Source organism: Metabacillus niabensis (assembly GCF_020524345.1).
Classification (GTDB): Bacteria; Bacillota; Bacilli; order Bacillales; family Bacillaceae; genus Metabacillus; species Metabacillus niabensis_B.
In genome coordinates this window covers 84,001-107,445 of record NZ_JAIVLH010000019.1, presented here as the reverse complement: position 1 = coordinate 107,445, position 23,445 = coordinate 84,001, and the positions used below count along the sequence as shown (strand labels likewise).

At 35.6% G+C, this 23,445-nt stretch carries 26 protein-coding genes and 1 riboswitch; of the genes, 18 read left to right on the top strand and 8 right to left on the bottom strand.

Annotated elements, in window-relative coordinates:
- Positions 1–22 precede the first annotated feature (22 nt).
- The 4 genes from LC095_RS19705 (at position 23) to LC095_RS19690 (ending at position 2,699) form a co-directional block, all read left to right on the top strand.
- Positions 23–232: a YheE family protein gene (locus tag LC095_RS19705; protein ID WP_216776014.1), complete on the top strand. Its 210-nt coding sequence runs from the start codon at positions 23–25 to the stop codon at positions 230–232.
- A 47-nt stretch (positions 233–279) separates the two neighbouring features.
- Positions 280–471, top strand: a complete 192-nt coding sequence (locus LC095_RS19700) for a hypothetical protein (RefSeq protein WP_226529782.1) — start codon at positions 280–282, stop codon at positions 469–471.
- A gap of 91 nt (positions 472–562) precedes the next feature.
- The gene (locus LC095_RS19695) at positions 563–1,459 is read left to right on the top strand and encodes a PucR family transcriptional regulator (RefSeq protein WP_226529781.1); all 897 of its coding nucleotides are present in this window, start codon (positions 563–565) and stop codon (positions 1,457–1,459) included.
- Positions 1,460–1,586: 127 nt separating this feature from the next.
- Positions 1,587–2,699, top strand: coding sequence for an ABC transporter ATP-binding protein (locus tag LC095_RS19690; RefSeq protein WP_226529780.1), 1,113 nt, complete (start codon positions 1,587–1,589; stop codon positions 2,697–2,699).
- 48 nt (positions 2,700–2,747) lie between these two features.
- Here LC095_RS19690 and LC095_RS19685 read toward each other — a convergent pair whose 3' ends face one another.
- The gene (locus tag LC095_RS19685; protein ID WP_226529779.1) at positions 2,748–2,990 is read right to left on the bottom strand and encodes a hypothetical protein; all 243 of its coding nucleotides are present in this window, start codon (positions 2,988–2,990) and stop codon (positions 2,748–2,750) included.
- Positions 2,991–3,367: 377 nt separating this feature from the next.
- On the opposite strand from LC095_RS19685, the gene LC095_RS19680 reads away from it, so the two are divergent.
- From LC095_RS19680 to LC095_RS19675, 3 genes are all read left to right on the top strand, one after another.
- Positions 3,368–3,586, top strand: coding sequence for an alpha/beta-type small acid-soluble spore protein (locus LC095_RS19680; RefSeq protein WP_078435568.1), 219 nt, complete (start codon positions 3,368–3,370; stop codon positions 3,584–3,586).
- A gap of 196 nt (positions 3,587–3,782) precedes the next feature.
- Positions 3,783–3,908, top strand: coding sequence for a hypothetical protein (locus LC095_RS26925; protein ID WP_264143627.1), 126 nt, complete (start codon positions 3,783–3,785; stop codon positions 3,906–3,908).
- Positions 3,909–4,001: 93 nt separating this feature from the next.
- Positions 4,002–4,622: an NAD(P)-dependent oxidoreductase gene (locus LC095_RS19675; RefSeq protein ID WP_226529778.1), complete on the top strand. Its 621-nt coding sequence runs from the start codon at positions 4,002–4,004 to the stop codon at positions 4,620–4,622.
- 31 nt (positions 4,623–4,653) lie between these two features.
- Here the strand turns inward: LC095_RS19675 and LC095_RS19670 are convergent, their stop codons facing one another.
- Positions 4,654–4,971, bottom strand: a complete 318-nt coding sequence (locus LC095_RS19670; protein WP_026560356.1) for a YbjQ family protein — start codon at positions 4,969–4,971, stop codon at positions 4,654–4,656.
- Positions 4,952–5,155 (bottom strand): hypothetical protein, encoded by a 204-nt coding sequence (locus tag LC095_RS19665; protein WP_226529777.1) that lies wholly within the window; start codon positions 5,153–5,155, stop codon positions 4,952–4,954. Before LC095_RS19665 ends, LC095_RS19670 begins: the two co-directional genes overlap by 20 nt.
- Before the next feature lie 207 nt (positions 5,156–5,362).
- Between LC095_RS19665 and LC095_RS19660 the strand changes: the two genes are divergently transcribed.
- From LC095_RS19660 to LC095_RS19630, 7 genes are all read left to right on the top strand, one after another.
- Positions 5,363–5,683, top strand: a complete 321-nt coding sequence (locus tag LC095_RS19660) for a hypothetical protein (protein WP_226529776.1) — start codon at positions 5,363–5,365, stop codon at positions 5,681–5,683.
- A gap of 133 nt (positions 5,684–5,816) precedes the next feature.
- Entirely contained in the window at positions 5,817–6,344 is a 528-nt protein-coding gene (locus LC095_RS19655; RefSeq protein ID WP_226529775.1) for a universal stress protein, read from the top strand.
- 124 nt (positions 6,345–6,468) lie between these two features.
- Positions 6,469–7,779: a globin-coupled sensor protein gene (locus LC095_RS19650; protein WP_226529774.1), complete on the top strand. Its 1,311-nt coding sequence runs from the start codon at positions 6,469–6,471 to the stop codon at positions 7,777–7,779.
- Between the two features lie 185 nt (positions 7,780–7,964).
- Entirely contained in the window at positions 7,965–9,341 is a 1,377-nt protein-coding gene (gene nhaC / locus LC095_RS19645; RefSeq protein ID WP_226529773.1) for a Na+/H+ antiporter NhaC, read from the top strand.
- 103 nt (positions 9,342–9,444) lie between these two features.
- Positions 9,445–9,987, top strand: coding sequence for a DinB family protein (locus LC095_RS19640; protein ID WP_226529772.1), 543 nt, complete (start codon positions 9,445–9,447; stop codon positions 9,985–9,987).
- A gap of 424 nt (positions 9,988–10,411) precedes the next feature.
- Entirely contained in the window at positions 10,412–11,959 is a 1,548-nt protein-coding gene (amyS, locus tag LC095_RS19635; RefSeq protein WP_226529771.1) for an alpha-amylase, read from the top strand.
- 216 nt (positions 11,960–12,175) lie between these two features.
- Positions 12,176–12,397 carry a hypothetical protein gene (locus LC095_RS19630; protein ID WP_226529770.1) on the top strand — a complete coding sequence of 74 codons (222 nt, stop codon included), beginning with the start codon at positions 12,176–12,178 and terminating at the stop codon, positions 12,395–12,397.
- A gap of 99 nt (positions 12,398–12,496) precedes the next feature.
- Here LC095_RS19630 and LC095_RS19625 read toward each other — a convergent pair whose 3' ends face one another.
- From LC095_RS19625 to LC095_RS19615, 3 genes are all read right to left on the bottom strand, one after another.
- Positions 12,497–13,297, bottom strand: coding sequence for a peptidoglycan-binding protein (locus tag LC095_RS19625; RefSeq protein WP_226529769.1), 801 nt, complete (start codon positions 13,295–13,297; stop codon positions 12,497–12,499).
- 191 nt (positions 13,298–13,488) lie between these two features.
- Positions 13,489–15,297, bottom strand: a complete 1,809-nt coding sequence (gene uidA, locus LC095_RS19620) for a beta-glucuronidase (protein ID WP_226529768.1) — start codon at positions 15,295–15,297, stop codon at positions 13,489–13,491.
- Positions 15,298–15,366: 69 nt separating this feature from the next.
- Entirely contained in the window at positions 15,367–16,878 is a 1,512-nt protein-coding gene (locus LC095_RS19615; protein WP_226529767.1) for an MFS transporter, read from the bottom strand.
- 242 nt (positions 16,879–17,120) lie between these two features.
- Here LC095_RS19615 and LC095_RS19610 point away from each other — a divergent pair, with 242 nt between their 5' ends.
- Entirely contained in the window at positions 17,121–18,350 is a 1,230-nt protein-coding gene (locus LC095_RS19610; RefSeq protein ID WP_226529766.1) for a helix-turn-helix domain-containing protein, read from the top strand.
- Between the two features lie 134 nt (positions 18,351–18,484).
- Here the strand turns inward: LC095_RS19610 and gsiB are convergent, their stop codons facing one another.
- The gene (gene gsiB / locus LC095_RS19605; RefSeq protein ID WP_226529765.1) at positions 18,485–18,874 is read right to left on the bottom strand and encodes a KGG domain-containing protein; all 390 of its coding nucleotides are present in this window, start codon (positions 18,872–18,874) and stop codon (positions 18,485–18,487) included.
- Positions 18,875–19,074: 200 nt separating this feature from the next.
- Between gsiB and LC095_RS19600 the strand changes: the two genes are divergently transcribed.
- On the top strand, positions 19,075–19,329 hold the full coding sequence (locus LC095_RS19600) for a hypothetical protein (protein WP_078435545.1): 255 nt from the start codon (positions 19,075–19,077) through the stop codon (positions 19,327–19,329).
- A gap of 66 nt (positions 19,330–19,395) precedes the next feature.
- Positions 19,396–20,142, top strand: a complete 747-nt coding sequence (locus LC095_RS19595; protein ID WP_226529764.1) for a hypothetical protein — start codon at positions 19,396–19,398, stop codon at positions 20,140–20,142.
- Positions 20,143–20,172: 30 nt separating this feature from the next.
- Here the strand turns inward: LC095_RS19595 and LC095_RS19590 are convergent, their stop codons facing one another.
- Complete coding sequence (locus tag LC095_RS19590) at positions 20,173–20,349, bottom strand: hypothetical protein (RefSeq protein ID WP_226529763.1); 177 nt, start codon at positions 20,347–20,349, stop codon at positions 20,173–20,175.
- 316 nt (positions 20,350–20,665) lie between these two features.
- A riboswitch (cobalamin riboswitch) is annotated at positions 20,666–20,842 on the top strand.
- 133 nt (positions 20,843–20,975) lie between these two features.
- On the opposite strand from LC095_RS19590, the gene LC095_RS19585 reads away from it, so the two are divergent.
- Positions 20,976–23,252: a ribonucleoside-diphosphate reductase subunit alpha gene (locus LC095_RS19585; protein WP_264196122.1), complete on the top strand. Its 2,277-nt coding sequence runs from the start codon at positions 20,976–20,978 to the stop codon at positions 23,250–23,252.
- The last annotated feature ends 193 nt before the right edge of the window (positions 23,253–23,445 follow it).

Below are 23,445 nucleotides of genomic sequence, written 5' to 3'. Positions count from 1 at the left end.
TAACAGGAAAGGAGCGGTTTAGTTGATTACACATTTTCAATACAAACCAATGTTCAAACAAGCAAATTTACCTGGTTGGCGAATTTCCTTTTACTTTCGGGGAGCACACTATGATGGGGTGTATCATAAAAATGGTCAAATTGAGTGGGGATCCCAAAAGCCTCCTAAAGAAGCGGAAACAGACCTCCAATCACAAATTCACGAATTAATGCTGTTTCATGTTTATGAATGAACATATCTCCTTCCGCACAAACTATGTGCAAAAGGAGGGTTAAAAAGATGGCCGATAAAGAATTAGGTGTAAAGCAAGATCTTAATTATGAAGGTAAAGACAAGGCATATTTAGATATAGATCGTATGATTAATGAAGGGTTATCGGGAGGCTCTGTCCACATGAGAGAGGATTCTACAAATATTGAAGAAGCCCGCGATCTTATAGAAGAAGATCCTCCGTTTATAGCTGATAAGTAGACAGTTCGATATGAACTGTCTTTTTCCTTTTATACATGTTGTTTCTTACTTATAATAGAGTTATGGACAACGGATAAAAAGGAGTACTTTCATGTTAGATAACTTGATGAAACATTATAAAGACGCAATGACAACTACATATATTCCACATGATACGACTTATGACTGGTTTCAGACAGATACAGGTCAAGTTTTTGGTATTTCGAAAACGGCTATACACGCTAATGAAAAAGTATTACTCTCCTCCCTCTTTCAGCCATTAGAAAATATTAGTGAAGATTCGTTTACAATCAGTCAACAGAAATGGTATACATTTTTATTTTCAGAAGAGATGGGACCATCTCCATTGCCTACTGAAAACACATCTGTTCGTTTTTATTATTTTTTCTTAAAACAACCGATTGATGATAAACAAAACTTTGAAGAAGCTGTAAAAGGAATCATAAACTCCGAGCTTGTTATTTGGTTAAGCCTGTCACACGGAATCATTGTAGAGGACAAACCTCAAGTTACACTTGAAATAGATATGTTAAAAGACTTTAGTGATACACTGACAACCGACTTTTATGTTGAACCGTTTATTTATATAGGACAACTACAAAAAAATGATGAAGATCTAAAGAAAAAGTTTTTATTAGAACAAAGTTGTTTTCATACTTTACATCGAACTAGTAATCGCGAAAAAGTGATGAGCTTTTATGAAGCACTTCCGATTCTCATTATGAAAGCCCCTACTGCAAGTAAAAAAGACTTACTCTCAAATCATTTACTAGAGGCAATAGAGGACAAAGAACTTCACCATACGATTGAAGCATTTTTTCACTCAAATTTGAATGCATCATCTACAGCGAAAAGATTATTTATTCACAGAAATAGTCTTCAATATCGACTAGAGAAGCTACTAGAAAAAACAGGATTGGATATTCGTACATTTTCAAATGCATCCTTTATCTTTCTAGCAAGTATTTTGGTTCATTACGAAAACTAGATAGCGTTTACAAGTTGCACAAAAGAGCCTAGTATTTTTCGTGCAACTTGTACGTTTACTTCTTTAAGTGAAATCCCTTACAATAAAACCAAGTTAAAACGCTTTCAAATAAGGGGAGGAATTAAGAATGGCTGAGTTAAAATTAGATAATATTTATAAAATTTATGACAATAAAGTAACGGCGGTAGAAGATTTCAATCTTCATATCCAAGATAAAGAATTTATCGTATTCGTAGGTCCATCTGGTTGTGGTAAATCTACTACACTTCGTATGGTTGCAGGTTTAGAGGAAATTTCAAAAGGTGATTTCTTCATCGATGGAAAACGTATGAATGATGTTGCACCAAAAGATCGTGACATCGCGATGGTATTCCAAAACTACGCTCTTTACCCACATATGAATGTATATGATAACATGGCATTCGGTCTAAAACTACGTAAATTACCAAAAGACGAAATCGAACGTCGTGTAAACGAAGCAGCTAAAATCTTAGGTCTTGAACAATACTTACAACGTAAACCAAAAGCATTATCAGGTGGTCAGCGTCAGCGTGTTGCATTAGGTCGTGCGATCGTTCGTGATGCAAAGGTATTCTTAATGGATGAGCCTTTATCAAACCTTGATGCGAAGCTTCGTGTACAAATGCGTGCTGAAATTACAAAACTTCACCAACGCTTACAAACAACAACTATTTACGTAACACATGACCAAACAGAAGCGATGACAATGGCTACTCGCCTTGTTGTATTAAAAGATGGTATTATCCAACAAGTTGGTTCTCCTAAAGAAGTGTATGACAAGCCTGAAAATGCATTCGTTGGTGGATTCATCGGATCACCTGCAATGAACTTCTTCAAAGGAACTCTTACAGATGGTAAATTCTCATTTGGATCGACTTCTGTAGCTGTACCGGAAGGAAAAATGAAATACCTACGTGAGCAAGGCTATGTAAACAAAGAAATTCTTATGGGTGTACGTCCAGAAGAAATCCATGATGAGCCTGTTTTCATTGATGCTTCCCAAGGCACAAAAATCACAGCTACAATCGAGGTTGCCGAGTTAATGGGTGCTGAAACAATGCTTTACTCTGAAATCGATGGTCAATCATTCGTAGCTCGTGTTGACTCTCGTACTGACGTAAAACCTGGTCAATCACTTGACTTAGCATTAGATATGAACAAAGCTCACTTCTTCGATAACGAAACAGAATTAAGAATTCGTCCTGCAGGTGAAAAATAAGATAAACATTGAGAGAGGGTCCATTACGGCCCTCTCTTTCTTATTCCCTTATTCCTGAATAGAAGTTGTTTCTTGATGCTGACAACTTGGACAGTAAAAAAAATGTAAGCATAGATGATTTTCTAGTGAAGCAGGTTGACCATCATAGAGTTTCATAATGTCAATATCCATATATGCACTGTAATCATCAAAATAATCCGTTATCTTTCCCTGATCTTCCATAATTGTATGACAATTTGGACATTGGAACGTTCTCTGCTCAAGCCCGTTACACAAAGGACATAAATGCATCATGTCATCCCCTTTATTACTCTCATAGCTATAGAATCCCAAAATAAATCATCATTTATGTAAGTTCTCTAGGATATTAGAATCTTTATATATAAGCGTATAATTTTGTAAGCATTGCTTTATAATACAAACAATCATCAGATGTTTTTTCTTTTCTTTTAAACACAAGCAAAGATGAAAAAAATTACCAGAAAAAAATTGAATATAATAAAAGAAAAAAACCATAATACTTAGTAACAACAGCGCAACACACAACCAGCTACCTTTTATCAATGGGTTACGCCGAGTTAGGCTATGAAGGACAATATCCTTCATATGTTGGTGCAATCCCAGCTAACCCAACCATTAAAAACCTATTATGAGGAGATGAATATAAGATGGCACAAAATAGTTCAAACAGCAATTCGTCAAATCAATTAGTAGTACCAGGAGCAGCTCAAGCAATTGATCAAATGAAGTATGAAATCGCTTCTGAGTTTGGTGTTAACCTTGGTGGAGAAACTACTTCACGTGCTAACGGTTCTGTTGGAGGAGAAATCACTAAGCGTTTAGTATCAATGGCTCAACAATCTATGAGCGGTTATTCTCAACAATAACAATTCCATATAATTGGCTAGAGACCAACACAATGTGTTGGTCTCTTTCAGTTGAATGAAAATGTATCAAACAAGTTCTTTGAACCATATAGTATAAGTAAACCCTCAAATGATCTTTATGTGATTTCACCATCATTCCTCGTAGAGAAAATGACTTCCCTGTTCACATACCTTTTTTGAAAAGGAGCTGAATGATATGTTTGATGCGATTGATTGGAAGCAAGTTGGGTTTGTTGGTTATACATTATTTCATGAATATATGATATATGTTCGTTTTCCACAAATATACTATTGGGATCTAGTAAAGAAAAAGTCAGATTAACAGTTAATCCTCTAATAGGCATGTTTATTTCTATTTTTACGAATATACGTTACATTAATGTAAACACAGCATATTAAGAGGTGAGTTTTGGTAATGAATATCGCATTATTTGGGGCAACAGGTCGTGTGGGGAAAGAACTTTTGTCTTACCTTTTACGTGAGGGTCATTTCGTCACAGCACTTGTTCGCTCTCCTGAGAAAGTGGATGTAGCATCATCCAACTTAAACGTCATAGCAGGTGATGCCACACAGTATGAAGATGTTTTAAAAACAATCAAAAACCAGGAAGCTGTCATTAGTGCATTAAGCACAGATGGTCAACAGGTTCTCTCAACAGCTACTCCCCATATCATCAAGGTGATGGAGTCTAATCAAATCAAGCGGATTGTAACAATTGGAACGGCAGGTATCTTGCAATCCCGCACACAACCGGAACTTTATCGATATCAATCAAGCGAATCTAGAAGAAAAACAACTAGAGCAGCTGAAGAACATGTAACAGCCTATCAATACCTTCAGTCCAGTTCTTTAATGTGGACGATTGTATGCCCAACTTATCTTCCAGATGGAGATTTAACGAAAAATTATCGTTTTACCCCTGATTTCCTTCCCCCAGACGGAATGAAAATCTCTGTCCAAGATACAGCACATTTTGCCTATCATGAACTTTTAAACAATAAATTTATTTATAAACGAGTTGGGATTTGCTACTAAAAAAGGGCTGGCAGCCCTTTTTTCTTTTCCATTATTCTTCTACTGTAACTGCTGTTCCATAAGCAATGATTTCTGATGCATTTTGCATGACCGCGGATGATTCAAGTCTCATACATACAATGGCATTAGCACCCTTTTCTTTCGCGTCCTCAACCATACGAAAGATCGCTTTTTGACGAGCTTCCTCCATCATTTCTGTGTACTCTTTTAGTTCGCCGCCAACAATTGTTTTTAACCCGGCCATTAAATCTTTTCCAATATGTTTAGATTGAACAGTACTCCCTCTAACAAAACCCTTATATTCCTTTGTTTCTTTACCTGGAACTGTCTCAGTAGTCACGATAATCATTTTTGTCGTCCTCCTTTTTTTCATCTATTCGAATCTTAATAAAGGTTATAACTAGCACAAGCAATGAAAGAAAATAAACAAAAAATAATCCAATAGCAATTTTTATGTTAATAAATAAAAAAATAATTCCAACAATCTGTGTTATAACGGCAGAAAGCATGCTTATGTACTTTAGTTTTTCCATCCCCATCTTCCTTCCTCTCTTCACCTTCTACTATACCTTGTTTCCCTTAAAAGATGAATGGTTTTCATCCGACATTATACGTCGTATAGGCACTAAGTACCACTGCAGGACTATTGTCGTATTTTTCTTCAAATAGGTTTCTCACCCTACAAGAGGAGGTAAGTAAAGAGAAAACAAACATACAACATTTTTCATGGAGGAATTCATATGAATAAACCCATTACATTACAATTTACATTTAAAAATCATTTACGAATTGATCAAGTGATAAAAATTAGTCAATTAGCAAAATCCTATAATGGAAGTATTTACCTAGTCACAAAAAATAAAAGCGTTATCAATGCAGAAAATTTCACTACGTTTATTACCTATTTATTAACTGTTAAAAATGGACAAGAAATAACGTTCATTATTAATGGAGAATATTCACATTTAAAATTAAACGATTTAAAGAAGATCATTTCTTCAGAAGCAAAACTAGCAAAAAAACCAATGTTACAACCAGCTATGAAAGCAAATATGGAATAGACAAACTAGGAGGAATCATTCATGGTACGAACTATTTTAATGGTCGTTGGAGCAATTGTCGTCATTAGCATCTTACTTAATTTCATTTTTTAATTTGGTCTTAACAAAATCCAATTTGAAAGGATGATCTTACATGAAAGATCTTAACCATTTAATTGTTGCATTTGACGGGACAGACGATAGTAAAGAAGCACTTGAATTAGGAATTAATATGAGTAAAAAAATGAACTCTCAGTTATCAGTCGTATATATAAGTACAGAAAAATCACTAAATCCCTTAACAGATCAGGATCAAACACCTTTAATTTCACCCGTTCACTCCTATCCGGCTGGAGAAATGAGAAACTATCCTGCAATACCTGTACCACAGGAACAGGAGCTAAACTCTGAATCTTCAGAAGTGGATCCAGACAAAACTCAAGAAGAAATTACTCTGGAAACAGAGGCAAAACGTATATTACAACATCATCATGCGAAAGCAAATGTTGCTGTATCCTACGGTGAACCATCTGACGCAATCGTCTCCTACGCCCAAGAAAATGAAGGTGACTTGATCATCGTCGGAAACCGTAATATTAGCGGATTAAAGAAATTAATTTTTGGCAGTGTCAGTGAAAAAGTCTCACAATTATCAACCATTCCAGTCTTAATTGCAAAATAATTTACTTTTCAAAAAGGTAGAATTTACTTTCTACCTTTTTTATTTTTGTTAAAAACTTAATACTCTGATCATCCATGCCGATATACCTAGTAAGTATATATTTACGAAATGGGGAATTATTTTCATGGGTATCTTATCGTTTAGAAAAGAGAAGAAAGCCGTAAATTCAGTACAAAACGAAGATTACGAAGCACTTTTATCAAAAGTTGTTTTACAAATAGACGAACCGGAATTACTCTCACAAATCAACATGCTCGGTATCACAAAACACGACCTCGCGATTGCATTGAAAGTTAAACCTTATATTGAAGAAAACATTCAAGAAATTGTTCAAACTTTTTACGCATCATTTGAAGCCGGACAAGGTCTTATTGATATTATTAACAAACACAGCTCAGTTGACCGCTTAAAAGAAACGCTTAAAGCACATGTATTGAAAATGTTTGATGGACAAATGGATATTGAGGATGTTAAGCGAATGAGAAGAATTGCACATATCCATGTAAAAATCGGCCTTGAGGCAAAATGGTATATGGCTGGATTTCAGCAGCTTCTTGCATCTGTCATTCATACAATTGAGCCACATTTCCACTCAAAAAGTGAAATCATACAAGCCATACAGAGCATCAGTAAATTATTCAGCTTGGAACAACAGATTGTTTTAGAAGCATATGATCGTGAATATGCTTCTGTCCGCGCAGAAAGTGAGCATGAAAAACAGCAAATTCGTGCGGAAGTAAACCACCTGGCTGTACAATTAGCAGAGACAACTGATCATACAAAGGCTTTTATTCAGGAAATTCTCGCTCAATCACAAGAAATCGCTTCTTATTCAGTTGACCGTTCGGAAGCTGCCGCAACCGCGGAAAAACAAGCTCACCACGGAAAAAGTGATTTAGAAAAGCAAAGTAAACTAATGACATTCATTGAACAAAGCAATGTTGAAATCCTTGAAAAAATGAAGTCTCTTGAACAAACATCCGAGAAAATTAATCAAGTTGTTTCTATTGTTACATCCATTGCCGAACAAACAAACTTATTAGCATTAAATGCAGCGATTGAATCAGCTCGTGCGGGGGAATATGGAAAAGGCTTTGCTGTTGTAGCAAGTGAGGTTCGCAAGCTTGCAGAAGAAACAAAAAGTTCTGTACAGGGTGTATCTAGCTTAATCACAAATATACACACTCAAATTGACAGTATTTCTGACTCAATTAATAAAGTGGCAGACTTAACAACCAAAGGATCTGATCAAATGGATGATATGAGCTCGTTCTTTGATACGATACTTGATATTATGAACAAAAACAAACAACAAAGCGAGCAAGCAAAAACAGACCTGACAAACTTTACAGATGTTATAAATGACGTCTCAAATGCGATCCATTCAATTGCCGACACTTCGGACCAATTAAAAGATATGGCAAAAACAATTTAGTAAAGACTCTAAAAATCAGTGAACTTTTTCACTGATTTTTCTTTTTGTCAATTGTTATATCAACAAAATGTTCATCAATTTTAGAACATTCAAAATACTGTTTTAAATTGACACAAAAAACTAGACTGGTATAATACTTTTGTACGAAAAAGCGTAAAAGCGTTTAAGTTATAAAGGAGTTTTTCATGAATAAAGTAAAAGGAACCTTTCATTTTAAAGAAGCTGTCGGGCTTCTCATTCTTATATTAGCTGTTATTTTTTTAAGTTTATTTTTATTAAAAACTGAACCACATATAGCGTTGCTCAATTGCTTGTTGGTCATATTACTAATTGGATTGTTACGAGGCTTCAAATGGAAAAAGTTAGAAGAAGGCTTGATAAAAGGAATCCAAAATGGTATACAGCCAATTATTATTTTAGGTTTAATCGGTATGTTAATAGGTGCCTGGATGAGCAGTGGAACCATTCCAACGATTATGACATACGCGTTAATGATCATTAATCCCGATTACTTGCTTATCACATCACTATTTTCTTGTATGGTCATCTCAAGTTTAGTTGGAAGTTCATTTACAACAGTTAGCACAATCGGAGTTGCTCTTTTGGGGGCAGGAATTGCAATCGGCTTACCAATCGAATGGGTTGCCGGAGCTATTATCTCAGGGGCCTGCTTTGGGGATAAAATGTCTCCTATGTCAGACACAACAAATTTTGCTTCAGGTGTTGCAAAAGTTGATCTATTTACTCATATTAGACATATGTCTTTAACAACGATCCCGAGTATACTCATTACTACCGTTATTTTCTTTATTTTGGGAAGAATGGCTCCTATCGATGCTACAAACTTGAGTGAAATGAAAATCATGGTCTTGACGATTGAATCACATGTTAAGGTGAGCAGTTTAACATTGTTATCTCCTATAATTGTCATCGTTTTGGCTATTAAACGAATACCCGTTATTCCTTCATTAATTATCGGTATAGTGACGGCATCAATAACGGCAGTCAGCATACAAGGAATTTCATTTAGTCAGTTTCTACATGTCTTACAAAACGGGACATCCTTTTCAATTGAAAATGAACAAATAAGCAATATGTTAAATCGTGGCGGATTACAATCTATGATGTGGTCGATTTCACTTATTCTAATCGCATTTGCTTTTGGAGGATTGTTGGATTCTCTTAAAATCATTCCAACATTAATAAACGGGGTAATAGATCGAATTCATTCAAAAGGACAGTTGATTCTTTCAACAGCTTCTTCTTCACTAGGTGTCAATTTACTTACTGGTGAGCAATATTTGTCGATTTTAATACCAGGGCAATCATTTAAGTCCCTATACGAAGACATGGAGCTGGATCGAAAATATTTATCTAGAACGCTGGAAGATGCAGGAACGTTAATTAACCCGCTTATCCCTTGGGGAGTTAGTGGTGCGTTCTTTGCTCAAACTCTAGGTGTACCTGTTTTGGCATTTTTACCTTTCGCGTTTTTCTTATACCTCTCCCCTGTTTTTACTATTTTTTATGGATTTTTAAAGGATCGTAGAACCGTTTCTTAATGAGGCGGTTTTTTTGTCATTTCAAAAAGAATGACAGTTAAAAATTAACATTTTCATTAAGATGAGTTAACATGAAGATATAACTAGTATGGAGGCGGTAATAATGCTGGAACGTCCTAATATGAATGAATATCATCCGTATTTTGAGAGATACTTGGAACTTGTTCCTGATAAAAGATTACAAGATATTCTAAAGAAGCAGCAAGAAACAACTATTAATCTTCTAAGTAATATAACCAGTGAACAAGCAGAATACCAATATGAGGAGAAAAAATGGAGATTGAAAGAAGTAGTCGGACATATGGCAGATATAGAACGTGTACTGAGTTATCACCTTCTTGTCATTGCTCGTGGCGATACGGTCTCATTTACTCCCTTTGATAAAGATTTATTTATGACTAATGCAAATTTCAGACAACTTGATTTCAAGGACATACTTTCAGATTTTACGATTGTAAGACAATGTACCTCTTCATTGATTACCAGTCTTCCTGATGATTCATGGATTCGTACAGGAAAAGTATTAAACCACCCTATTACTGCACGTGCATTGGCATACATTATTGCTGGTCATGAACTACATCATCAAACAATTATCAAGGAAAGATATTTGATAAACAAAGATTCAGTGGAAAAAGGAAATTGAAACAACTTCCTTTTTCCTCCATAAAGTTAAAATCAGCTTGTTCCATTGCGCTCCAGGCATTCCACTATAGCTTTACTATATAATAGTAAATGCAACTTTGCGAAAATAACTTATAAGTAACAACCTTTGTTTCACTTCATCATAAACTTCAGGAAAAATCCTCTCTATTTTTAGTACACATTAAATGAAAAGTTATTATGTCAAATGAACTACAAGAGAATTAATTCATTAGGAAAATTTTATCGTTTTCGATATATTCGAAATACTTTTACAATCCGTGTGATATAATCTTCAGGAAAGCGCTTGCATAAAAATCCGGGCCATTTTAGAAGAAGTGAGGTGACAGAGAGAAAACCCATTTGCTCATATCATATCTTTTTGTGCAATCGTTTGCATATCTTTTATTTTGTTGGGAGGAATAGGTTTGAAATTATTAAGACGATTGATAGCCGCTTTACTTTTTACGGGATTATTCTTCACAGGATCTTTAGGGATATCGAATGCTAGTGCATACACAAATGGTACAATGATGCAGTATTTTGAATGGTATTTACCAAATGACGGCCAACATTGGGACAAATTAAACAATGATAGTACGCATTTACAGGATATAGGTATAACAGCAGTATGGATTCCACCAGCTTATAAGGGGACATCACAAAATGATGTTGGATACGGAGCTTATGATTTATATGATTTAGGTGAATTTAATCAAAAAGGTACCATAAGAACAAAATATGGAACGAAAGCACAACTTCAAAGCGCTATATCAAATCTTCAATCAAAGGGAATAAATGTATATGGTGATGTAGTTATAAATCATAAAGGTGGTGCTGATTTCACACAATTAGTAGATGCAGTTGAAGTTGATCCAAATAATCGAAATTATGAAACTACTGGTCAGTACCAAATCCAAGCTTGGACGGGTTTTGATTTTCCAGGAAGAAGCAATACACATTCCAATTTTAAGTGGCAATGGTACCATTTTGATGGAGTTGATTGGGATCAATCGAGAAGCAAAAATAGTATATTTAAATTTAGTGGAATAGGGAAAAGTTGGGATTGGGAAGTATCTTCGGAGAAGGGTAATTATGATTATCTCATGTATGCAGATGTAGATTTTGATCACCCTGATGTTCAACAAGAAATAAAGAATTGGGGGAATTGGTATGCCAATGAACTTAACCTTGATGGCTTCCGTTTAGATGCTGTAAAGCACATAAAACATTCTTATTTAGGTGAATGGGTTACAAGTGTAAGACAGAGTACAGGAAAAGAAATGTTTACAGTAGCAGAGTATTGGCAGAATGACTTAGGGGCAATTGAAAATTATCTTACAAAAAGCGGTAACACTCACTCTGCTTTTGATGTGCCATTGCATTATAATTTCCAACAAGCCTCAAATAGTGGCGGTAATTATGATATGAAAAATCTATTAAATGGTACTCTGGTAAAATCACAACCAACCAAAGCGGTAACATTCGTAGATAATCATGATTCGCAGCCGGGGCAAGCATTAGAATCAACAGTTCAAAGCTGGTTTAAACCACTAGCTTATGCTTTTATTTTAACTAGGTCACAAGGATATCCAACACTATTCTATGGTGATTATTATGGAACAAAAGGTTCATCTTCGTATGAAATTCCAGCTCTAGGCACTAAACTTGATCCTATATTAAAAGCACGTAAGACTTATGCCTACGGTACGCAACATGATTATTTTGACCATCATGATGTGATAGGATGGACTCGAGAAGGAGATAGTTCACATTCAAATTCCCGCTTAGCAACTCTTATTAGTGATGGGCCTGCTGGAAGCAAGTGGATGTATGTAGGAACGCAAAATGCTGGTGAAACATGGACAGATATTACTGGAAACTCCTCTAATACTGTTACGATCAATAGTGATGGATGGGGTAATTTCTCTGTAAATGGTGGGTCCGTATCAGTTTATACCCAGTCTTTAAAGTAATAGTCAAACATTAAATAAGAAGAATCCATTTTGATAAATGTCGATCAAAATGGATTCTTATCTAGCATCTTTAATTTATGGTTTTAAATAAACTTTATCATTAATCACTTCCCCTTTTATCAAAGTCCCATTTTCACAAAAGTCCATACAAACAAACAATGGTGTGCATAGTTTATATCAGCTTCTAACTATTTTATAGGTAAAGGAGAGTTAAATATGTATCAACATTATCATACCATTACTACAGGAGCACATCCGGGACAGCCGGGGGCATGTACAGCAGAGTACAATCACCATACTCTTTATAACCACCACAATCCTCCAACTAACAACCATTACAATCATAACAACAATTATACGCCTTATTATAATTACCACTTCGTCCCTACTTGGTGGCAGCACGTTCCTTCATATCCCCGATATTGTTCAGGTAAATGACTACAACACAGGATTCAACTTAACTTTGAGCGAAGAGCTCATTAAACCAACACATCAAAGAAGCTGATCTACAAAATACCGTACATCAGCTTCTTACCCTTATTCAATTATTTCCACACGTACGGTTTTTCGTCCCCATTGCAGAGCATCATCATGGTTAGGAATGAACACATCGATTGAATTCCCGTTCACACCGCCACCTGTGTCAGCTGCTATGGCAATACCATGACCATCTACTTTTACAATGGAACCAAGTGGAATGACGTTAGGGTCTACCGCGATTACTTTTGCATCGGGATATTTTTTTAAATCAAGACCCATTCTTGTCACACCTGAACAACCGTTACAACTTGCCGTATATGCTGTGCTTTCCACCGTTAATGTTTTACCAGCAGCTGAACCACGCTCAGCCTTACGATCTAACGCCGACCTTGTATTCGGTCCTGCAATTCCATCAACCGCAAGTCCTTGTTGCTTTTGAAAGCTCTTGACCGCGCTTACTGTGCCGTCTCCATATATACCGTCTACACTTGATTTATAGTGACCTGTTTGCTTTAACTGATACTGAATATGTATAACTTGTTTCCCAATGTTTCCATTTCGCAACACTTTTAACGCATGGTTTGTTTGCGGCCCGGCAATTCCATCAACCTTCAAGCTGCGTTTACGCTGAAAGTCCTTGACGGCCTCCACAGTGATATCACCATAGTATCCGGTAGAGGTATGATATGGGAATACTCCTTTTGTCATCAAATAATCCTGTAGTTCGGCAACATCCTTACCTGATGACCCCTTCGTGAGTATCCGATCCCCTAGCGCTGAAGCTGTAAAAGTAGGCCCTACAATCACAAGGACGCCAACAGCGAAGACTATAAACATGTCTCTATACCTTTTTAACATAAAAAAATCCTCCCTAAATTCTTTTTTCACTACAGAATTCGGGAGGAACTTACATTATTCGTGTATAAGAGCAAGATTCACATCATTAGGCCCTCAATCATCCACAAATTTGAAATTAACTGTTCTATTTGGTACATATAAAAATGAAGTTTCAACAGTCAAGTTGATTGGGTGCTACTAACTTGAATAGACTATTCCTTATACAGACTTTTCTTCTGTTTATATCCAAAGTTCGGTATATCATTCCAGCGTTTCCGCAATTCGTGAGCAGCAGCTTTTGGCTTACGTTCCCGTGTAAAGATCCCTTTCTTATTGCCCTGAACACGGACTATGCCCTGACTTGTTGCAAAATCAGCAAAATTCCAAACTTGTTCACCAATAAATTCCTCATACTCATCAAAGATCTCATGATTTACACGATAATATTCCACTTGATATTCTTCTGTAAACATTACAGGATCAACATCATGAAAACCCGCTACAGTATCGGCACCATACTCAGTAAACATGATAGGTTTTCCTGGGCATCGTTTTTTCCATTTATCGAACTCTCCACGTAATTTCAATCGTATTTTATCCCATTCTCCTCCCTCTGAATACCACCCATAGTAACGATTAAGTGCAAGGACGTCTATTATTTCGGCAATTTTATCTGTATCTGGATTTGCTCCTCCATGTGTTACGATTGTTACTGGACGTTTCTGCGGATCAAGTTCTCTTGTTAGTTTGACTAGTGGCTCAAAATATTCCAGTGCCCCTTCTTCTTCTGATGCCGGTTCATTTGCCACTGACCACATAACGACGCATGCATGATTTTTATCACGAGTAACTAGTTCTTCAATAACTTGCTTATGTGCTTCAAATGTATCCGTTTCTTTCCAAGTGTCACGGTATGGTGCACCGAACATTGTAGCTGCAAAATTCAAATGAATCCCAACTGCGGGTGTTTCATTAATAACAACAATTCCTTCCCGATCCGCTAGTCGCATGATTTCTTCAGAATATGGATAATGAGCAGTCCTGAATGAATTAGCTCCAATCCATTTTAATAGATTAAAATCAAGAACATTTGCTGCTTCATTAAAGCCACGTCCATGAATATAGGTATCTTCATGCTTGCCAAACCCTTTAAAATAAAATGGTTTATTATTGATCAAAAATTGACTATCCTTCACTTCAACTTTACGAACACCAAAAGGTTGTTCATATACATCTAGTACTCTATTATTTTCCTTTAGTTCTATTTTCAAGGTATATAAATACGCGTTTAATGGTTCCCACAAAGTAACAGAAGGAATAAAGACTGTCCCTTCACTCCCTGATTCCTCAGCAACAACTTTTCCTTCTTCATCTATCACCTTGATATATATCTCAGCTGGATTTGACGTTTCAACACTATAAGACACATTTCCAGTGATATCCGGGACGATTGTGACATCTTTAATAAATAGTTTTGGCGTTGTATAGATCTTAACAGGGCGATGAATACCTGCATAATTAAAAAAGTCAAAATTTGGTGTGTTTTTTTCAACCGTCCCAATACCTTCAATGTTTTCTAACGTAAAATTGCCGACTGGTAAAGTGGTTTCATTCACAATATTATTCACAGCTACTGTGAGCCGGTTTTTTCCAGGTTTTAAAAACTCATTGAGTTCTGCTTCAAAAGGAGTAAATCCCCCAGTGTGCTCTGTGACAAGACTCCCATTTACATAAACCTTTGCGTGATGTGTTGCAGAACCAAAACGCAATATGATTCTCTCTGCCGATAACATCCCCGGAATCGTAAATTCTCTTTCATACCACACCCAGCCAATGTGATTTCTTATTTTGGAGAACACACCTACATCATTGTAGGAGGAAGGAACAGACATACTTATCGTGTCTTGAAGTTCTTTTGCATACCATTCTTTTTCTAGGCCCAAACCATTATCCAGCTTAAATGACCATATACCATTTAAATCAATGATTGTTCGTGAATCTGTAATAATTGGATATAACATAAGAAGCACCTCTTAATTTTTAAAAAATATATAGATTTGGTTAACAAAAAGCAATATATAGTTAGTTCTCTATTTATTATTTGGCAAAGATATTTCATTTTTATCAACGAGAATTTGTTTTACACCGGCAATTTCATCTTGAATTTCTGCCATTCGCTTATCATCAAGTTCATAAAATTTCATCGCAATGATAGATGCAATCCATCCAAGAATAGGTATACCGAACATAAAGAATAATCCCATCCAGTACAAACTGGCCGTCAATGGTGTATCGACTTCAGGAAAAGCATTTTTAAAACCGATCAAGGCCAGAAGTATTCCCACGATGGTAACTCCAAAGGAAGAAATGACCTTATCAACAAAAGAGAAGATGGTTCCAAGCATACCTGGAATATATCTTCCGGTAATATGAAGTTCATAGTCAGTAGCATCTGCAATCATTGGGATGACCATGTTACCGGTTACACCCATAAATGCGTTTCCTAATGTATAAAGGACAAGAAATGCAACCGTCATATACCCTAAATTCGAAAGTGAGATCTCTTGTGGCACTCCAGTAATGATGATTACTAAAAGCAGAGCATAAGTAATAACTGCGCCCCATGTAGCTGCCACAAATGACATTTTTAGGCCACTTTTTCGAGCAAGTCCTATTCCTATAAATGTTAACAGAAGGGTTGGGAGAACAGTTACGAGGGAAATCGTCCCACTTAACGCATAATCACCTATAATGAGCCCAAAAAACATAACAGGTACAACCGGTTGTCGTATAACTGCCGCCGCCAATTTATCTGTAGATGCAGCTACAATTAGCATTTGTAACGGACGATTTCTTTTAATCACCGGCCAGTAATCCTTAATAGATACCTTTACATTCTTTTCTGCAAATCCAAAGAACTCCAACCGATCCTTTTTCCAAATCCCGATAACCGCTAATAGTGTAAAAATGGCAGAAGAAACAATAACAATTGTATTTAATTCTGTGAAAAATTCACTATTAAAACCACCGTGCTTTGGAACAAGAATAGATGCAATAAAGTATTGCCCGCCAACGAATAAAATCGTATTATACGAAGCATCAAAGGCAACAAATAGAGGTCTTTGCTTTGGATCATTTGTTAGTACCGTTTGTGCTGCTTTTGTACAAGCTGTTTGAAATGTATAACCAATAATATAAATAGCATTTATTGCAACAAAGAATGGAAGACGCCATTCTGATGATAGTAGATGCGTAATGTTAAACATTAATAATACGGTTATCGCTAAAATGATATTACCCAAAATCATAAAAGGTCTGAATTTCCCTATTTTTGATTCTGTTTTATCGATCACATAGCCTATAATCGGATCTGTAATTCCATCGAATATCCGCGTAGCAGTTAATAGAGTACTAATGACAACAACTAACATCCCAGCTATCCCAGTTGCATAATATGAGACAAACCCCATAGCAAATGCATAGAGATTTGTTGCGGTATTGTTTAGAGCAAAAAAACCTATTTGCCATAGTTTCGAACGATTAACAAAATTATTTTCAGATGCTAATGAATGGTTTGTTAAAGTATCCGATGTTGCATTCATGAAATCGCCTCTTTCTAAAATGTATTTGATGCAAATTTGATCATGTCAGTGTTTATCTGTAATGAGTGATCCCTTTTATAAAGATGTACTTTTTTTGAGAACATATTCTCCCTTCCACAAGAATTTGAAAACGATTACTTAATTGAATTATAGTTACTACATCTCAATAAATATGGTATGTTATTCAGAAAAAGTGTAAGAATCACACATGATTTTACCGTTTAGAAAGTAAGGTGATGAACATGAACGACTCTAGAAAGGACATAGAATACATTTGTAAATTAGTATTTAATTTGTACAAAACCCCCGTTTACCTTTTTGATTCCAAAGAAAAATTGATATATGAAGAATCTTCAGGTTCTATTTCTAATCCTGCGTATACATCACATACCGCTTTATTAATTCAACTATTTTCGGAATCGAAAGATTACCATTTCCCTATTCTCAAGGAAACCGTCTACCTTGAAAAATTCTTTTCTATAAATTTATTTACCGACAACCAATATGAGGGAAATATTATTGTTGGTCCAATTTTAAACTTTAGAATGACAACAGAAACGATTAATGGAATTTTTAAAGACCTTGATATAAAAGGAAGGAAGGAAGATATGGTCCAATATTACAATCAACTTACGATTTTAAGTAATTTTGATTATATTAATATGAGCATGGTTCTGCATTTCATGGTTTATCACCAAAAACTGACCATGGTGGAAATCTTGGAAAAAAATGAACAGCTAGATAAGCGAAGCATTGAGCTAGAAAATGTAACCAGTCACATAACGGAACAACGCCAAAACAATCTGGTGCATACCGACATAGCAATTGAAAAGAAACTAAATGATTATGTAAAACTTGGACAAAGTGAGGCAATAAGAGAAACATTCCATACTATTTTTAAACAAGGAAAAATAGGAATATTATCAAAGACCAGTTATTTGCGTAGTCAAAAAAACTTAGGCATTGTTGCTATTTCCCTAGCAACTAGAGCAGCAGTTGAAGGTGGACTTTATCAAGAGGTGGCATATAACCTTAGCGATTTATATATACAAAGGTTAGAGGAATTAGACGAAATTAAAGCAGTCGTACTATTAACCGAGCATGTTCTAGTAGATTTTGCTAAACGAGTTGCCAATAGCAAAAGGCATAAATTTTCTAAACCAATTAACATTTGTATAAATTATATTTTCACCAATCTCTACGAGGAAATAACTTTATCAGATTTAGCTGAATTAACTTCATTGAATCCAAATTATCTGTCCGTTCTATTCACAAAAGAAGTTGGAATCTCAATTCGGCAATATATTCACCAAACTAAAGTAGACGAAGCAAAAAACCTATTAAATTATACTCACTATACAATGAAGGAAATCTCCAGCCTATTAAATTTCCATGATCAAAGTCACTTTATAAAGGTATTCAAGAAATTTGAAGGAGTAACACCAGCACAATTTAGAAAAGGGAAATTTTAAAAGGTCAAAACCGCAATTTACTCAAAAACATACTAAAAGCTGCAAACACCGAACCTCGATGCATGCAGCTTTTAGTTTACTTTTCTACGAAAATAAAATGCTCTCATTGCTTAAAAAGTCACTTTATTTTCGTATTAGTCATTATCATTTTGTTTTCTGCGTGATTCTCCGCCTTTTTCTCCAATTTCTTGATAAAACTCTTTATCATGATTTTCAGAAGTCGCTTCTCCACCTTTTTGTCCTATTTCTTGATAAAATTCCTTATCATGGTTTTCAGAAGTCGCTTCTCCACCTTTTTGTCCTATTTCTTGATAAAATTCCTTATCATGGTTTTCAGAAGTGGCTTCTCCGCCTTTTTGTCCTATTTCTTGATAGAATTCCTTATCATGGTTTTCAGAAGTGGCTTCTCCGCCCTTACGTCCAATCTCTTGATAGAACTCCTTATCATGATTTTTAGAAGTCGCTTCTCCACCTTTACGACCTGCTTCCTCTAATGTCATTTTCTTATTATTATCTTTACTCATTTTATACATCCTCCTTTAAATTTTTCTTCTTATTTGCTTACGCTAATCTTGTACCACCTTATTTTCCCTCTAAAACCTCCTTTTTCACGTTTAATCGTTTTGTAATATTTTTAATCAAATCATTATGTTTTATCTATTATCTATTGGGTAAAAAATACAAAAGTAGAATGAAAGATTCTACATCCAAAGGAGGTAAGGTTATGAAACGAGCATTAATGATTGTTGGTATAGGAGCATCCGCATCTATATGGTTATCTTCTAAGTCGAATAGAATGAAGCTGGAAAACTTATTAAGAGATTGGAAACGAATGATAAAACCTTCTTGTTATGTAAAAAATAAAAATCTCCCAATCGAAAAGGGAGGAAATCCACACCCTTATGATCTGGAAGACAATAAAATGGTCAGCGAAGGTGCGATGTATTCGGTAAATTTCTATAATGAAAAATTACAATAGAAAACATGATTACTTATTACTAAGCCTTAAAAAGTTCTTCTTCTATCATCTTGGTGAGGTGGAAAAATGGCTTTATTTTTTCTATTAATTTACTTCATCGTTATTGCAACTGTCATTGAAATTCATGTGATTTTATTTCGGTTAACAGATCTTAAGCTGGAAGTTTCAAGATTCCAAGTCATATCACTTATGACAGGTACAGGCTTTACAACAGGTGAATCCGAGCTTATCTTAGGTCACCCCATCCGCAGAAAACTGGCTATCTTTCTTATTTCGTTTGGTGCTGTCTCACTTGCTGTAATCATATCGTCTATTAGTAATTTCCTGTCTAATAGTATTAAAACAAAAGAAGTTTTATATATAGCAGGTGGAGCAATCCTCATCCTTGGTTTAGTCAAACTGCCATACATTCAGAATTTATTATCAAATCTCTTTGCAAATAGACTAAAAAGAAATATTGAAATAGCTGATTTACCGATTCGGGATGTATTTTTAACCGAGGAAGAAGATGATCTCCTCAACCTCCACATTTATAAAGAATCATCACTCTTTTCTAAAACAATGAGCCAAGTGATAAAAGAGTATGAGCAGTTGGAATTTGTTGTTCTGTTTATCAAAAGAGGTGAAATGAAGATTAGAAAGAAGATTTATGATACAAAAATTCAGGAAGGCGACCAAATTCTACTATTTGGTAAAAAGGCGGTAATTAGTGAACACTTTAAAGAGGATGTAAAAATCATGGAAGAGAAACGTAAAAAGCAGAAGCATACTCCAATAGTAGAGCACTCGGTAAAGCGCGAAAAAAGCCCTTAATGGGCTTTGCTTTTGGACTTTAAGTCTATACTAAATATGGTTCCAAACTCGCTCCAGATTTAATGGAACATAGACTTTATCTCCATGAATCTCTCTATGGATAATACACTCTTCCATATCTTGGCCTTCACGACCAACTTTATTTTTCCGTTTGGCCCTTGTGCTTTTTCCTAATAGATTATCTAAGCTTACTTTACTAGATTTCATTTTCCATTCTCCCTTTCTTATAAATTAGTAGTAGTTTTCTTTATGGAGCTTTTACCCATATATATAAATGACGAAACAACAAATTTGACTTTTTTATAATCTATATACAGTTCAATCATTTTAAGCTTATTTTTTGAGTTCACTTCATTTTCCTGTTATCTTTGTTCTTGGATCATTTTAATGATTGTCGAAATCTATGAATCTTTGTTTAGTTCAAAAAAATGTTATTGCTTATTTCATCCAACTGCATTATGATGGAACTATACTAAAAATCAACTATATATTGATTTTTATTTCTACCCCAAAACTATATATTGTATATCTACAAGAAATAGGCGCAATTTAGCTTAAAAGGGAATCTGGTGAAAATCCAGAACTGTCCCCGCAACTGTAAATGTGACGAATTGAGAAAACCACTGTACCTCATGTATGGGAAGGACTCATAGTAGGAAGACCATAAGTCAGGAGACCTACCTATACCTTGTGAAAGTTTCAATTTCTTCGGGGACTGAGAAGATGAAACGATAGTAACCTCTTGAGCTATTCAACTTCACAAGAACATGCTCTCTTTCTGTCGTTTTATCTCCTTACCCCCGCCTAATAAACGACAAGACGGAGGAATATTCATGAGCAAGACAACCTTATCCCCAATGATCAATGGACAAGAAGCCTTTGATCTTACAAAACTAACTGCATTTATTAAAAATATCCATCAACATTTTCCATCATTAAATATTGACGAATATCTGAACAGAATTGAAAATACGATTCTTCAAAGAGATTCCTATACATCTGAACAATTAACAAATCTACTTATTTTAGAAGGGCTATCAAATATCCATGAACTAGAACCTGAGTGGACTTATTTTTGTGCACATATTTATTTAGCCAAGCTATATAAAGAAGCAGCGCAAAACCGCGGATATAATAAAGAACAAAAATACGGTGATTTTTACGAACTACTTACAACACTTGTATCAAAAGGGCTTTACAGCACAAGTTTAGTAGAAAATTATACGAAGAATGAAATTGATCAAATTGGTTCCTTTTTAAACCCTGATAATGACTACCTTTTTACATATATTGGACTTCGCACATTAGCTGACCGTTATTTAACAAAGGATTTCTCAAAACAGGTGTATGAATTGCCACAAGAACGATTTTTAGTAATCGCAATGACGTTAATGGCTCGCGAAAATAAGGAAAATCGTCTTGCGCTTATTAAGCAAGCCTACTGGGCTATGAGTAATCTTTATATGACAGTTGCAACACCAACTCTTTCAAATGCAGGAAAGCCTGTTGGACAGCTTTCAAGCTGTTTTATTGATACGATAGATGACAGTCTTCAAGGAATTTTTGACAGCAACACAGACATTGCCAATCTATCAAAATCCGGTGGCGGTGTTGGGGCTTATCTTGGTAAAATCCGGAGTCGTGGAAGTGATATCCGTGGATTCAAAGGTGTTTCTTCCGGCATTATTCCATGGATGAAGCAATTGAACAATACAGCTGTCAGTGTTGATCAGCTGGGACAACGTAAAGGAGCGATCGCTGTCTATCTTGATGTATGGCATAAAGATATCTTCTCCTTCCTTGATGCCAAGCTCAATAACGGTGATGAAAGAATGCGGACACATGATATCTTTACAGGCGTATGCATCCCAGACCTTTTCATGGAACAGGTTGAAGCACGAGCTGACTGGTATTTATTTGATCCACATGAAGTCCGTACTGTTATGGGCTTTAGCATTGAAGATTTTTACGACGAGCAAAAAGGAAACGGAAGCTTCAGAGAGCGTTATTGGGCATGTGTTCAAAATGAACTGCTTTCAAAGGAAAAGGTTCCTGCTATTGAGATTATGAAACGAATTATGATAAGTCAATTAGAAGCAGGAACACCATATATGTTCTATCGTGATGAGGTAAACCGTAAAAACGCAAACTCTCATCAAGGAATGATCTATTGCAGTAATCTTTGCACGGAAATTACGCAAAACCAAAGTCAAACAACTGTGGAAGAGCAATATACGGAAGATGGAAAAATCATTACAATTAAAACACCTGGTGATTTTGTCGTATGTAACCTATCATCCATAAACCTTGCGAAAGCTGTAACTGATGATGTCTTGGAAAAACTGATTCCTATCCAAGTAAGAATGTTGGACAATGTGATCGACTTAAATACAATTCCTGTCCTTCAAGCAAGATTAACAAATGAAAAATACCGCGCAATTGGATTAGGAACCTTTGGTTGGCACCACCTATTAGCTCTAAAGCAGCTTAAATGGGAGCATGAAGAAGCGATTCAATTTGCTGATGAATTATACGAAAAGATTTCCTTCTTAACGATTTCAGCAAGCATGGAGCTTGCGAAGGAAAAAGGTATCTACTCTGTGTTTAAAGGCTCCGATTGGGAAACAGGTGCTTATTTTGACAAACGTGGGTATCACACAAAAGAAAGTAGCTTTGATTGGGACGCACTAAAAAGGAAAGTGGCAAATTACGGAGTAAGAAATGGATATTTAATGGCTGTTGCTCCTAACGCTTCGACATCTATTATTGCAGGAAGCACAGCTAGTATTGATCCAATCTTCCAAAAGGTATATTCAGAAGAAAAGAAAGACTATAAAATTCCGGTAACTGTTCCGGATCTTAATTCAACAACAACTTGGTATTATAAATCTGCTTATTTTATTGATCAGCATTGGAGCATTAAACAAAATGCAGCACGACAACGCCATGTAGACCAATCAATCTCGTTCAATCTTTACGTACAAAATACAATTAAAGCCAAGGATCTGCTTGACCTGCATTTATCAGCATGGAGAGAAGGTTTAAAAACAACGTATTATTTACGATCTACCTCCAGTACGATTGAAGAATGTGATTCTTGCGCTAGTTAACTTTAAGTATTATAGAGAATGACTTTCTTAAGGCTTTTTTCATAAAGATGTTTGCTTCTAAGTTCATTTTTTCACTCTATAGTGGAATGGAGCGGAAGACACTCGACTCCTGCGGGAGAAGAGGAAAGGGCGAGACCCGCAGGCGAAGCTGAGGAGGCTCGGCTTCCTCCCCGGCGCATGGAGTGTCCGGAGC